The sequence below is a fragment of the Streptomyces sp. NPDC031111 genome (assembly GCF_055570675.1).
This window is the reverse complement of the sequence record NZ_JBVIGS010000001.1, coordinates 517,573-531,036: the sequence shown is the minus strand read 5'-3', so window position 1 is coordinate 531,036 and position 13,464 is coordinate 517,573. Positions and strand designations below refer to the sequence as shown.

The window sequence follows — 13,464 nt, the reverse complement described above, 5'->3', positions numbered from 1 at the left end:
CAGGGGGGAGTCAACGCCTCCATATCAACGATCCGCCGTACGGAAGGAGATCGTCCCGTACGGCGGAATCGAAGAGTTGTGTCATCTGCGCGGCTGGGCGTCCAGCACCTGCTGGAGCGCCTCGAACTCCTCGACGCACTTTCCGGAGCCGAGCGCCACGCTGTCCAGCGGGTCCTCGGCGATGTGGATCGGCATGCCCGTCTCCCGGCGCAGCCGCTCGTCGAGGCCGCGCAGCAGGGCCCCGCCGCCGGTCAGAACGATTCCTCGGTCCATGATGTCGCCGGACAGCTCCGGCGGGCACTTGTCGAGGGTCGTCTTGACGGCGTCCACGATGGCGTTGACGGGTTCCTCGATCGCCTTGCGGACTTCGGCGGCGGAGATCACCACGGTCTTCGGCAGTCCGGACACGAGGTCCCGGCCGCGGATTTCGGTGTGCTCGTCGGAATCGAGGTCGTACGCCGAACCGATCGTGATCTTGATCTGTTCGGCCGTCCGCTCACCCAGCAGGAGGGAGTACTCCTTCTTGATGTGCTGGATGATCGCGTTGTCCAGCTCGTCGCCCGCGACCCGGATGGACTGGGCGGTGACGATGCCGCCGAGGGAGATGACCGCGACCTCCGTGGTGCCGCCGCCGATGTCCACCACCATGTTGCCCGTGGCCTCGTGGACCGGCAGTCCGGAGCCGATGGCGGCGGCCATGGGCTCCTCGATGATGTGCACCTGGCGGGCGCCGGCCTGGGACGACGCCTCGATGACGGCGCGGCGCTCGACTCCGGTGATGCCCGAGGGCACACAGACGACGACCCGCGGACGAGCCAGATACCGCCGCTTGTGGATCTTCAGGATGAAGTAGCGGAGCATCCGCTCGGTGATCTCGAAGTCGGCGATCACGCCGTCCTTCAGCGGACGCACGGCAACGATGTTGCCGGGCGTGCGCCCGATCATCTTCTTCGCTTCGGCACCGACCGCGAGGATGCCACCGGTGTTGGTGTTGATCGCGACGACGGACGGCTCGTTGAGTACGATCCCACGACCCCTGACGTACACCAGCGTGTTGGCGGTCCCGAGGTCGACAGCCATGTCACGGCCGATGAACGACATTGAGTTCCCCATCAGGATTCGACTGGCCTTCCCACGAGCTTTTGAGGGCTTTTCAGGTTGGCGAGGTGGGTGCGGTGACGTGAAGGCTTCCATCGTAGACGCGCCTTCGCGAACACCGTGCGAGGGTCTTCGCCATTGTCATCAGATGGCGCGCCCCGCTGCTTCTGGAGACGGGCCAACGGGGGCATCCGTTCCCCCGAACGCCGCGCATATGCCAAAAAAGGTCCGGGGGCAAAGCCCCCAGACCGTCCGACAGGCGGCCAAAGGCGCCGGCCGCCGCCGCGATGTGATCGTTATGCGCGAGGTTACGCGCGGCCCGGGAAGAAGATCTTCACCTCGCGCTCGGCGGACTCCTCGGAGTCGGAGGCGTGGATCAGGTTCTCCCGGACGATCACCCCGAAGTCGCCGCGGATCGAACCCGGGGCGGCGGCGATCGGGTCGGTGGGACCGGCCAGTTGGCGCAGCCCCTCGATGACCCGCTCACCCTCGACGATCATCGCCACGACCGGCCCGGACGCCATGAACTCCACCAGCGGCTCGTAGAACGGCTTGCCCTTGTGCTCGCCGTAGTGCTGCTCCAGCGTGTCCTGGTCCAGGGTGCGCAGCTCCAGCGCGGTGATCTGCCAGCCGGCCTTGCGCTCGATGCGGCTGATGATCTCGCCGGTCAGGCCGCGACGGACCGCGTCGGGCTTGAGGAGGACGAGGGTGCGCTGGGTCACGACGGAGCTCCTTGCGTGAAGTTGTGCGGGGGCACGAGGTTACCGGGCGTGTCGGGACGGCTGTCACGCAGCGTCAGGCTGCTCGGCCTGCGCGGCGAAACGGGCCTTCGCTTCGTCCACCTTTCGCCCGAAGTGCACCGACGCCCACCACAGCAGCGCGAAGATCGCTCCCATGAAGAACATCATCGGCACGAAGACACCGGAGGCGATCAGGGCGAGCTGAAGCGCCCAGCCGAGAGCCACCCCGCCGGGCCGCGTGATCACCCCGCACAGGGCGACGGACAGGAACATCGCAATGCCGCAGACCGTCCACACCGTCCCGGTGGACAGGTCCGGTTCCTTCATCGCGACCAGCCCGGCGAAACCGATGATGAAGAACTCGCCGATCAGGGTCGAAGCGCAGAGCGTACGCACGGGATCTCAGCCCCTCCCCAGGAGCAGTCGGGCCTCGCCGACGGTGATGACGGAACCGGTGACGAGCACACCGCCGCCGGCGAACTCGCCCTCCTCCTCGGCCAGCGTGATCGCGGCCTCCAGCGCGTCGGGCAGCCGCGGTTCGACCTGCACGCGGTCCTCGCCGAACACCTCGACGGCGATCGCCGCCAGCTCGTCGGCGTCCATCGCGCGATGGCTGGAGTTCTGCGTGACGACGACCTCGGCGAACACCGGCTCGAACGCCTCCAGCAGCCCGCGCACGTTCTTGTCACCGCTCGCGCCCACCACACCGATGAGCCGGCTGAACTGGAACGCCTCCCCGATCGCCGCGGCCGCCGCCCGCCCGCCCGCGGGATTGTGGGCGGCGTCCAGGACGACGGTCGGCGAACGCCGTACGACCTCCAGCCGGCCCGGGGAGGCGACGGCGGCGAAGGCCTTGCGCACGGTGTCGATGTCCAGCTGCTCGGGGCGCTGCGCGCCGACGCCGAAGAACGCCTCCACGGCGGCGAGCGCCACCGCCGCGTTGTGCGCCTGGTGCTCACCGTGCAGCGGCAGATACACCTCGGGGTACTCCCCGCCGAGTCCGCGCAGCGTCACCAGCTGACCGCCGACCGCGACCTGCCGGGCGACGACACCGAACTCGAGCCCCTCGCGGGCCACCGTCGCGTCGACCTCCACGGCCTTCTTCAGCAGCACCTGGGCGGCGTCCACCGGCTGCTGCGCCATGATCACCGTCGCGTCCCGCTTGACGATGCCGGCCTTCTCGACGGCGATCTCGGCGGGCGTGGCGCCGAGCCGGTCGGTGTGGTCGAGATCGATGGGCGTCACCACGGCGACACCGGCGTCGATCACATTGGTGGCGTCCCAGCTGCCGCCCATCCCGACCTCGACGACGGCCACGTCCACGGGCGCATCGGCGAAGGCGGCGTACGCCATGCCGGTGAGCACCTCGAAGAAGGACAGCCGGTACTCCTGCTGGGAGTCGACCATCTCGACGTACGGCGCGATGTCCCGGTACGTCTCGATGAACCGCTCGGCGGAGACCGGGGCCCCGTCCAGACTGATCCGCTCGGTGATCGACTGGACGTGCGGCGAGGTGTAGCGACCGGTGCGCAGCTCGAAGGCGCCCAGCAGGGCCTCGATCATGCGCGCGGTGGAGGTCTTGCCGTTGGTACCGGTGATGTGGATCGACGGGTACGAGCGCTGCGGCTCGCCCAGCACGTCCATCAGCGCGGCGATGCGGGCGACCGAGGGCTCCAGCTTGGTCTCGCCCCAGCGGGTGGCGAGCTCCGCCTCCACCTCGCGCAGGGCCTGGTCGACCTCCGGGTCCTCGGGGCGCGCGGGCACGTCCGCCTGCGGCGCGCCGCCCTGGGTGCGCAGGGTGCGGCTGCCGGCCTCGATCACCGCGAGGTCGGGGTCGCGGTCGGTCTCGGCGGCGATGATCTCGTCGAAGCCGTCGTCCGGGTCGGGACCTGCTGAATCTGGGCGCTCGCTCACGGTACCCAGTCTACGGAGCGCACAGGACCGCTCCGGGCAGGCCCCGACTCCCGCCTCAGCCGAGCCATCGGCGCAGCCCCGGACGGCCCCACAGAACGCTCGCGGCGAAGGACAGCACGGCGGCGGCCACCGCCGTCACGGCGAGCGCCACGGGCGCCGGGAACCCGTCCGGCAGCCCCTGCGCGACCGGCCTGACCAGCAGCATCACAAACAGCAGATGCACCAGGTACGTCCCGAACGACGCGTCCGACAGCCGTCCCAGCAACGCCCGCGCCCCCTCCGGCACCCGCACCCGGCCCACCGCGCCGAGCACGGCGAAGGTCAGCGCGGCCACCGCCGCGCTCCCGTACGCGGCGGGGTGCCGCACCGTGAGCTGGTACAGGGTGAGCGCGACCAGCGCGACCGCCGCACCCGCGAACCACAGCGGGCGCGGGCCGAGCCGCCGGGCGCCGAGCAGGGCGGCGCCCGCCACCGCGTAGCCCAGCGTGGACAGCGACACGCTCCAGCTCCAGTCGGGCAGCGGCAGCCCGGTGAGGGTCCGCCCGTCCCCGACGACCGTCGGCGCCACGGCGAACACGGCGAGCAGCAGCAGCGACCAGCGGGGCATCGCGCGCTGCCGCAGCACGAGCACGGCGACACCGAGGAGCAGCAGGAGCGGCACGTAGGTGTAGAGGTACCAGAGGTGGAAGGCCGCCTCCACGGACCCGAAGAGGGCCCGGAACGCCTCCGCCCCGACTCCGCCGTCCAGGGGCGGCCCGGACACGTACTGCCAGAGGAGGTAGACCGCCGTCCACACGGCCATGGGACGCAGGATCCGTCCGAGCCGGGTGAGCAGCTGGGCCTCGCCGCGCACCGGCGAGCCGACGAGCGCCGCCCAGCCGGCCATCGCGAAGAAGACGGGCACGGCGAACCGGCCGGCCGAGTCACCGAGGACGCCGGTCGTACGGTGTCCGGCGTCGAGGAACTCGGCGGAGGCGTGCACCAGCACGACGGCGGCGGTGCAGACGACGCGCAGCAGGTCGATGTCGTACCGCCGGTCCGGGCGGCCGGGTCTGTCCCGCGCGGTGGGTTCGGCGGGCAGCGCGGCGGTGGGGGTCGCGGTTCGGGGCATCGTGGGGGTGCTCCTGACGGCGGCGGCCTGTTCGGCCTGGCGGCGGGCGAAGCCGCAGAGTCCCCCGGGCGGGTTACGCGACACCCACGACGACGTGAACGGCCCCCGACCGGAGCGGTCGGGGGCCGTGACTGTCCGGGCCGGCCGTCAGGCGCCGGGCAGGCGGTCCAGCTGGGACTTGATACGGGTGATGTCCTCGTCCGCCTTCGCCAGCCGCGTACGGATCTTGTCCACCACGTGGTCCGGGGCCTTCGCCAGGAACGCCTCGTTGCCGAGCTTCGCCGTCGCCTGCGCCTTCTCCTTCTCGGCGGCGGCGAGGTCCTTGGCGAGCCGCTTGCGCTCGGCGGCGACGTCGATCACACCGGAGAGGTCCAGCGCGACCTCGACACCCGCGACCGGCAGGGTCGCCGTCGCGGTGAAGGAGTCGCCCTCCGGCTGGAGGCGCAGCAGCTGGCGGATGGCCGGCTCGTGCGGGGCCAGCGCCGAGCCGTCGAGGGTCAGCCGGGCCGGGACGCGCTGGCCGGGCTGGAGACCCTGGTCGGCGCGGAAGCGGCGGACCTCGGTGATCACCGACTGAAGCGTCTCGATCTCCCGCTCGGCGTCCGCGTCCCGGAAGCCGCTGTCGGACGGCCACTGCGCGACGACGACCGACTCGCCGCCCGTCAGCGTCGTCCACAGCGTCTCCGTGACGAACGGGACGACCGGGTGGAGGAGCCTGAGCGTGACGTCGAGGACCTCACCGAGGACGCGCTTGCTGACCTCGGCCGGCTCCCCGCCCGCCTGGAACGTCGTCTTGGACAGCTCGACGTACCAGTCGAAGACCTCGTCCCAGGCGAAGTGGAACAGCGCGTCCGACAGCTTCGCGAACTGGAAGTCGTCGTAGTACGCGTCGACTTCGGCGACCACCGAGTTCAGCCGGGACAGGATCCAGCGGTCGGTCGGCGACATCCTCGACGCGTCCGGCAGCGGACCCTCGACCGTCGCGCCGTTCATCAGCGCGAAGCGGGTCGCGTTCCAGATCTTGTTGGCGAAGTTGCGCGAGCCCTGGACCCAGTCCTCGCCGATCGGCACGTCGACACCGGGGTTGGCGCCACGGGCGAGCGTGAACCTCAGCGCGTCGCTGCCGTACTTGTCCATCCAGTCCAGCGGGTTGACCGCGTTGCCGAAGGACTTCGACATCTTCTTGCCGAACTGGTCGCGGACCATGCCGTGCAGGGCGATGGTGTGGAACGGCGGGGTGCCGTCCATCGCGTACAGGCCGAACATCATCATCCGGGCGACCCAGAAGAAGAGGATGTCGTAGCCGGTGACCAGGACGGAGTTCGGGTAGAACTTCGCCAGCGACTCCGTCCGCTCGGGCCAGCCGAGCGTGGAGAACGGCCACAGGCCGGAGGAGAACCAGGTGTCGAGGACGTCGGTGTCCTGGTGCCAGCCCTCGCCGCTCGGCGCCTCGTCGTCCGGACCGACGCAGACGACCTCGCCGTTCGGCCCGTACCAGACCGGGATGCGGTGGCCCCACCACAACTGCCGCGAGATGCACCAGTCGTGGAGGTTGTCGACCCAGTCGAAGTAGCGCTTCTCCATCTCCTGCGGGTGGATCTTGACCCGGCCGTCCCGGACCGCGTCACCGGCCGCCTTCGCCAGCGGACCGACCTTGACCCACCACTGCATGGACAGCCGCGGCTCGATGGTGGTCTTGCAGCGCGAGCAGTGGCCGACGCTGTGGACGTACGGCCGCTTCTCGGCGACGATCCGGCCCTCGGCGCGCAGCGCGGCGACGATGGCGGAGCGTGCCTCGAGCCGGTCCAGGCCCTGGAACGGGCCGTGCGCGGTGATGACGGCGTGCTCGTCCATCACGGCGATGGACGGCAGGTCGTGACGCTGGCCGATCTCGAAGTCGTTCGGGTCGTGCGCGGGCGTCACCTTGACGGCGCCGGTGCCGAACTCGGGGTCGACGTGCTCGTCCGCGACGACCGGGATGGAACGGTCGGTCAGCGGCAGCTTGACCAGCTTGCCGATGAGGTGCCGGTAGCGCTCGTCCTCGGGGTGAACGGCGACGGCCGTGTCACCGAGCATGGTCTCCGCGCGGGTGGTGGCGACGACGATGGTGTCGTCCCCGTCGCCATACTTCATGGAGACGAGCTCGCCGTCGTCGTCCTGGTACTCGACCTCGATGTCGGAGATCGCGGTCAGGCAGCGGGGGCACCAGTTGATGATGCGCTCGGCGCGGTAGATCAGCTCGTCGTCGTAGAGCCGCTTGAAGATGGTCTGGACGGCCTGGGACAGGCCCTCGTCCATGGTGAAGCGCTCGCGCGTCCAGGCGACGCCGTCGCCGAGGCGGCGCATCTGCCCGGAGATCTGCCCGCCGGACTCGCCCTTCCACCGCCAGACCCGCTCGACGAACGCCTCACGGCCCAGGTCGTGGCGGGACTTGCCCTCCTTGGCGAGCTCCCGCTCGACGACGTTCTGCGTGGCGATGCCGGCGTGGTCCATGCCGGGCTGCCAGAGCGTCTCGAAGCCCTGCATGCGCTTGCGGCGGGTCAGGGCGTCGATGAGCGTGTGCTCGAAGGCGTGCCCGAGGTGCAGGCTGCCGGTGACGTTCGGCGGCGGGATGACGATGGTGTAGGGCGGCTTCTCGCTCTTCTCGTCCGCCTCGAAGTAACCGCGCTCTACCCAGCGCTCGTACAGCGGCCCCTCTACATCGGCCGGCGCGTACTGGGTCGGCAGTTCGGTGATGGGCGCTGGTGGCTGCTGCTGAGCGTTCTCGGTCACGGGGCTCAGTTTAGAGGCGTCACGGGCCTGTCCCGAAACTCGTTTCGTTTGTAACGGTGCGACCCCCGCTGGCCTGAACGTGTCCCTCCTGGGTCAGGATGTGAGCGGCACATAAGCATCTGGAGGGGAACCCAGTCATGAGTTACAACCAGCCGGGCCCGTACGGCGGGCAGCCTCAGCAGCCCGGGCCGTACGGCCAGCCGGGTCCTTACGGCCAGCAGCCGCAGGCTCCGCAGCCCGGCTACGGCTACCCCCAGCAGGCTCCGCCGCCCGGTCAGCCCGGCTACGGCTACCCGCAGCAGCCCGGCCAGCCCGGCGTCCCGCCGCAGCAGCCCCCGTACGGCCAGCAGCCCCCCTACGGCCAGCCGCAGTACGGCATGCCGCCCCAGCCCCCCGCCTCGGGCGGCGGCGGCAAGAAGGCCGGCATCATCATCGGCGCGGTGGCGGTCGTCGCGGCCATCGGCGTGGGCGCGTACTTCGTCATCGGCGGGGGCGGCGGCGCGGGCGGCGGCCTGGAGGACGACGGGGCGCACAAGCTGTCGACGCCGGAGACGGTGGTCGGCGAGTACAAGCGGGTCGGCGACGGCAACCAGAACAGCGACGCCGACACCGCGAAGGACATGGAGAAGAGCGGCGTCAAGAACGGTACGGCCGTCGTCGGACAGTGGTCGACCGCGGACTTCAGCAACTACGACCCCCAGGATCCGACCTCGATCCCGGACCAGTCCGAGCTGCTGACCGCCAAGGGCATGACGATGGTGGGCGGTTACGGCGAGGTCGCCGACCCCCAGGCAACGCTGGACAAGTTCTTCGCCAACATCCAGAAGGAAGTCAAGGAGAGCTCGACCAGCGACACCGGCGGCATGCAGAACGCCGAACTGATCGGTGAGCCCGAGGAGGTCGAGATCGACGGCGCGGTCGCCAAGTGCCAGTCGACCAAGAGCACCAACGCGCTGACCAAGAAGGAGTCGACCGACTGGTTCTGCGCCTGGGCCGACTACAGCACGGTCGCCATGGTCTCGCCCGGCGACAACAACGGCACGGGCGTCGGCAAGGACACCGCGGTGGACCTCACCACCAAGCTCCGCGAGGAGATCCGCGTCAAGGCCTGATCGGTACGAACGCCGAAGGGGCCCCGGTCGACCGGGGCCCCTTCGGCGTTGTCACACGCGGCGGTCACGCCGTCTTCTGCTCCCCGGAGCCGCGGCCGCGGGCGTCGCGGGGGATCAGGGTGGGGTTGACGTTGGAGAGGACCACGTCGGCCGTGATGACCACGCGGGCCACGTCCTTGCGGGACGGGACCTCGTACATCACGCCCTGGAGGACTTCCTCCATGATGGCGCGCAGGCCGCGGGCGCCGGTCTGGCGGAGGATGGCCTGGTCGGCGATGGCCTCCAGGGCCTCGCGCTCGAAGTCCAGCTCCACACCGTCGAGTTCGAAGAGGCGCTGGTACTGCTTCACCAGCGCGTTACGGGGCTCGACCAGGATCTGGAGGAGGGCCTCGCGGTCCAGGTTGTGGACGCTGGTGATGACCGGGAGGCGGCCGATGAACTCGGGGATCATGCCGAACTTGACCAGGTCCTCCGGCATGACCTCCTCGAACTGGTCCTTGGACTCCATCTCCCGCTTGGAGCGGATCGTCGCGCCGAAGCCGATGCCCTTGGCGCCGGCCCGGCCCTCGATGATCTTCTCCAGTCCGGCGAAGGCGCCGCCCACGATGAACAGCACGTTCGTCGTGTCGATCTGGATGAACTCCTGGTGCGGGTGTTTGCGGCCGCCCTGCGGCGGGACGGAGGCCGTGGTGCCCTCCAGGATCTTCAGCAGGGCCTGCTGTACGCCCTCGCCGCTGACATCGCGGGTGATCGACGGGTTTTCACTCTTGCGGGCGACCTTGTCGATCTCGTCGATGTAGATGATCCCGGTCTCGGCCTTCTTGACGTCGTAGTCGGCCGCCTGGATCAGCTTCAGCAGGATGTTCTCGACGTCCTCGCCGACGTATCCCGCCTCCGTGAGCGCCGTGGCGTCGGCGATCGCGAAGGGGACGTTCAGCATGCGGGCGAGGGTCTGCGCCAGCAGGGTCTTGCCGGAGCCCGTGGGGCCCAGCAGGAGGATGTTGGACTTCGCCAGCTCGATGGCGTCGTCACGGCCCTGGGCGCCGCCGTTCTCGCCGGCCTGGACGCGCTTGTAGTGGTTGTACACGGCGACGGAGAGGGCCTTCTTGGCCGCCTCCTGCCCCACCACGTACCCCTCGAGGAACTCGTAGATCTCGCGGGGCTTGGGCAGCTCCTCCCAGCGGACCTCACTGGTCTCGGCGAGCTCTTCCTCGATGATCTCGTTGCAGAGATCGATGCACTCGTCGCAGATGTACACACCGGGCCCTGCGATGAGCTTCTTGACCTGCTTCTGGCTCTTGCCGCAGAACGAGCACTTGAGCAGATCGCCGCCGTCACCGATGCGTGCCACGGTGTGCTTCCCCTTCGCCTGGGAGACGCGGACGTCAACGTCCGGCGGCTCCTGGTGCTGCCTTATGTCCGACGGTACCTTGCCGAGCCCCCCGTTCGGGCCCCCCTTGGCACGGTTCACTTTGACGTGGACCGTGCCAAACCGTGCCAAGGGGCGGCAGACGTTACACCCCCGCCCCGCGTCAGCGCAGGCTGGAGTTGTCCATCTTCCGGGTGGTGATGATCTGGTCGATCAGGCCGTACTCCAGCGCGTCCTCGGCCGTGAGGATCTTGTCGCGCTCGATGTCCTCGCGGATCTTGTCGAGCGGCCGGGTGGAGTGCTTGGCCAGCATCTCCTCCAGCTGCGTACGCATCCGGAGGATCTCGTTGGCGGCGATCTCCAGGTCGGAGACCTGACCGCGGCCGGTCTCGCTGTACGGCTGGTGGATCAGCACGCGCGCGTTCGGCAGCGCCATGCGCTTGCCGGGGGTGCCGGCGGCCAGCAGGACGGCGGCGGCGGAGGCCGCCTGGCCCATGCACACCGTCTGGATGTCCGGCTTGACGTACTGCATCGTGTCGTAGATCGCCGTGAGCGCGGTGAAGGAGCCACCGGGGCTGTTGATGTAGACCGAGATGTCCCGGTCGGGGTCCATCGACTCCAGGCACAGCAGCTGCGCCATGACGTCGTTGGCGGAGGCGTCGTCGATCTGGACGCCGAGGAAGATCACGCGCTCCTCGAAGAGCTTCGCGTACGGGTCGTACTCGCGGATGCCCTGGGAGGTGCGCTCGACGAAGCGCGGGATGACGTAGCGGGACTCGGCCGAGGGACCGGTGTAGCGGCCCTCGGAGGCGGCGGCGCGCATGTCCTGCGTGGCCTGCATGCGGTCGTACAGGCCGCTGCCGGGGAAGGTGTTCACGGTGTCTCCTGAAAGGGGCTGAGGCGGTCGGCTGGGGCTGCTGGGGCGGTCAGGCCCCGGTGCCGCCGCCGCCCGGCATGCCGGCGGCCGTGGCGATCACGTCGTCGATGAGGCCGTACTCCTTGGCCTCGAAGGCGTCGAACCAGCGGTCACGGTCGGAGTCGCGGGTGATCTGCTCGACCGTCTGGCCGGTGTGCTGGGACGTCAGCTCGGCCATGCGCTTCTTGGTGTGCAGCAGCCGCTCGGCGTGGATCTTGATGTCCGAGGCCGAGCCGGCGAGACCGGCGGACGGCTGGTGGATCAGGATCTCGGCGTTGGGCAGCGCGAAGCGCTTGCCGGGGGTGCCGGCGCTCAGCAGGAACTGGCCCATGGAGGCCGCCAGGCCCATGGCGATCGTCACCACGTCGTTCTTGATGTACTGCATGGTGTCGTAGATCGCCATGCCGGCCGTGATGGAGCCGCCGGGGCTGTTGATGTACAGGTAGATGTCCTTGTCCGGGTCGGAGGCAAGGAGCAGCAGCTGCGCGGTGATCTTGTTCGCGATGTCGTCGTCGACCGGCTGGCCGAGGAAGATGATCCGCTCGTTGAGCAGCCGGTTGTAGACCTGGTCGCCGAGGCCACCACCGATGGAAGGCTCGCCGGCGGCGGAGGGCATCAGATTCGTCACGTATCCACCTGCTCGTCTTACGACGGCGCCGGGCCGTCTCACGTTTCCCTGCGGGGGCCTCCGGCGGTTTGCCGGGTGGTTCTCCGGCCCCGTATTCATGGACCCTAACGCGGTGGCTCCGCCGGGGAATCCCGGTAACGGGGGTGTTCGCCGGGGGCGTAGAGGGGTGTACTTCGCGGTGTGCTCCGCGGGGAGCGCCGTTCGCCTTCCCGGCGGGGGCCGCGAGCCCGCGGGCGACGGCGGCCCGGTGGAGGGCTGGTCGCGCCCCGCGGCGGAGCCGCATATGGACACTGCCCCGCGCCCCGGAGGGTGGACGACGGGCCCCGGGTCACAAAGTACCCGGGGCCCGTTTCACGCTCGTCAGAGGTGACGCGAGGGTCAGCCCTCGGTCTTCTCCTCGGCGGCCGGCTCGGCCGACTCGGTGGCGGCCTCGGCCGACTCGGCGGCCTCGTCCTCCTCCTCGTCCTCGAGGTCGACGATCTCGCCGTTGGTGTCCTTGACCGTGGCCTTCTCGACCACGACGGCCAGGGCCTTGCCGCGGGCGACCTCGCCGACGAGGAGCGGGACCTGGCCCTGCTCGACGACGGCCTGGGCGAACTGGTCGGGGGACATGCCGGAGGAGGCCGCGCGCCGCATGAGGTGCTCGGTGAGCTCCTCCTGGTTGACGTTGAGCTTCTCCTGCTTGACGAGCTCGTCGAGCACGAACTGGGTCTTGATGCCCTTGACCGCGGCCTCGCGGGTCTCGGTCTCGAACTCCTCCTCGGTCTTGCCCTGGATCTCCAGGTACTTCGCGAGGTCCAGGCCCATCTGGCCGAGCTGGTGGTGCTCGAGGTTGTGCTTGCGGGTGTTGATCTCGTCCTCGAGCAGCTTCTCGGGGACCGGGACCTCGACCAGCTCGAGCAGCTTCTCCAGGACGCGCTCCTGGGCCTGCGTGGCCTGGTCGTACTGCTTCATGTTCTCCAGGCGCTTGCGGCTGTCCGCCTTCAGCTCCTCGAGGGTGTCGAACTCGGACGCGAGCTGGGCGAACTCGTCGTCGAGCTCCGGCAGCTCACGGGCGGCGACCTGGGAGACCTTGACGGTGACCTCGGCCTCCTTGCCGGCCGCCGAGCCGCCCTTGAGCTCGGAGGTGAAGGTGGCCTCGCCACCGGCCTCCAGGCCCTTCACGGCGTCGTCGATGCCGTCGAGCAGCTCGCCGGAGCCGATGGTGTACGAGACGCCGTCGGCGACGCCGTCCTCGAGGACCTCGCCGTCGACCTTGGCCTGGAGGTCGATGGTGACGACGTCGCCGTCCTCGGCGGCGCGCTCTACCGGGGAGGTGGAGGCGAAGCGCTCACGGAGCTGCTCGACCGACTTCTCGACGTCCTCGTCGGTGACCTCGACCGCGTCGACCTCGACCTCGATGCCGGAGTAGTCCGGGATCTCGATGGCGGGGCGGATGTCGACCTCGGCGGTGAAGTTCAGCGTCTCGCCGTCCTTCAGCTCGGTGATGTCGACCTCGGGCTGGCCGAGGGGGCTCAGCTCCGCCTCGTTGACGGCGTCGGTGTAGAACTTCGGGAGGGCGTCGTTGACCGCCTCCTCCAGGACCGCACCGCGGCCGAACCGCTGGTCGATGACCCGGGCCGGGACCTTGCCCTTGCGGAAGCCCTTCACCGTGACCTGCTGGTTGATCTTCTTGTACGCCGCGTCGAGGCTGTCCTTGAGCTCCTCGAAGGGCACCTCGACAGTGAGCCGAACCCGGGTCGGGTTCAGGGTCTCCACGGCGCTCTTCACGGTTCGGTCTCCTTGTGGCTGACTTCTCGGGTTC

General features: G+C 69.6%; 11 protein-coding genes. 1 reads left to right on the top strand and 10 read right to left on the bottom strand.

Translation table 11 applies throughout. The annotated features are described in order from the left end of the window. Nucleotides 1–81: 81 nt before the first annotated feature. The 6 genes from ACZ470_RS02365 to ACZ470_RS02340 form a co-directional block, all read right to left on the bottom strand. Entirely contained in the window at nucleotides 82–1,101 is a 1,020-nt protein-coding gene (locus ACZ470_RS02365) for a rod shape-determining protein (protein ID WP_004001297.1), read from the bottom strand. A 305-nt stretch (nucleotides 1,102–1,406) separates the two neighbouring features. Then, nucleotides 1,407–1,820 (bottom strand): nucleoside-diphosphate kinase, encoded by a 414-nt coding sequence (gene ndk / locus ACZ470_RS02360; protein ID WP_142195371.1) that lies wholly within the window; start codon nucleotides 1,818–1,820, stop codon nucleotides 1,407–1,409. Nucleotides 1,821–1,883: 63 nt separating this feature from the next. After that, on the bottom strand, nucleotides 1,884–2,234 hold the full coding sequence (locus tag ACZ470_RS02355) for a DUF4233 domain-containing protein (protein WP_468423634.1): 351 nt from the start codon (nucleotides 2,232–2,234) through the stop codon (nucleotides 1,884–1,886). Between the two features lie 6 nt (nucleotides 2,235–2,240). Further along, nucleotides 2,241–3,752, bottom strand: coding sequence for a bifunctional tetrahydrofolate synthase/dihydrofolate synthase (gene folC, locus ACZ470_RS02350; protein ID WP_468423632.1), 1,512 nt, complete (start codon nucleotides 3,750–3,752; stop codon nucleotides 2,241–2,243). Between the two features lie 55 nt (nucleotides 3,753–3,807). Next, entirely contained in the window at nucleotides 3,808–4,863 is a 1,056-nt protein-coding gene (locus tag ACZ470_RS02345; protein ID WP_468423630.1) for an acyltransferase family protein, read from the bottom strand. Between the two features lie 147 nt (nucleotides 4,864–5,010). Further along, nucleotides 5,011–7,635, bottom strand: coding sequence for a valine--tRNA ligase (locus ACZ470_RS02340; RefSeq protein ID WP_468423628.1), 2,625 nt, complete (start codon nucleotides 7,633–7,635; stop codon nucleotides 5,011–5,013). Nucleotides 7,636–7,772: 137 nt separating this feature from the next. On the opposite strand from ACZ470_RS02340, the gene ACZ470_RS02335 reads away from it, so the two are divergent. Next, the gene (locus tag ACZ470_RS02335) at nucleotides 7,773–8,747 is read left to right on the top strand and encodes a hypothetical protein (protein WP_468423626.1); all 975 of its coding nucleotides are present in this window, start codon (nucleotides 7,773–7,775) and stop codon (nucleotides 8,745–8,747) included. Between the two features lie 64 nt (nucleotides 8,748–8,811). On the opposite strand, the gene clpX is transcribed toward ACZ470_RS02335, so the two are convergent. From clpX to tig, 4 genes are all read right to left on the bottom strand, one after another. Then, nucleotides 8,812–10,098 (bottom strand): ATP-dependent Clp protease ATP-binding subunit ClpX, encoded by a 1,287-nt coding sequence (clpX, locus tag ACZ470_RS02330; RefSeq protein WP_381221854.1) that lies wholly within the window; start codon nucleotides 10,096–10,098, stop codon nucleotides 8,812–8,814. 181 nt (nucleotides 10,099–10,279) lie between these two features. Continuing rightward, nucleotides 10,280–10,993, bottom strand: a complete 714-nt coding sequence (locus tag ACZ470_RS02325) for an ATP-dependent Clp protease proteolytic subunit (protein ID WP_468423624.1) — start codon at nucleotides 10,991–10,993, stop codon at nucleotides 10,280–10,282. 49 nt (nucleotides 10,994–11,042) lie between these two features. Then, a complete protein-coding gene (locus tag ACZ470_RS02320) occupies nucleotides 11,043–11,648 on the bottom strand; it encodes an ATP-dependent Clp protease proteolytic subunit (protein ID WP_081239159.1) in 606 nt (201 codons plus the stop codon). A 390-nt stretch (nucleotides 11,649–12,038) separates the two neighbouring features. Then, nucleotides 12,039–13,430 (bottom strand): trigger factor, encoded by a 1,392-nt coding sequence (gene tig, locus ACZ470_RS02315; RefSeq protein WP_468423622.1) that lies wholly within the window; start codon nucleotides 13,428–13,430, stop codon nucleotides 12,039–12,041. Nucleotides 13,431–13,464: the final 34 nt, after the last annotated feature.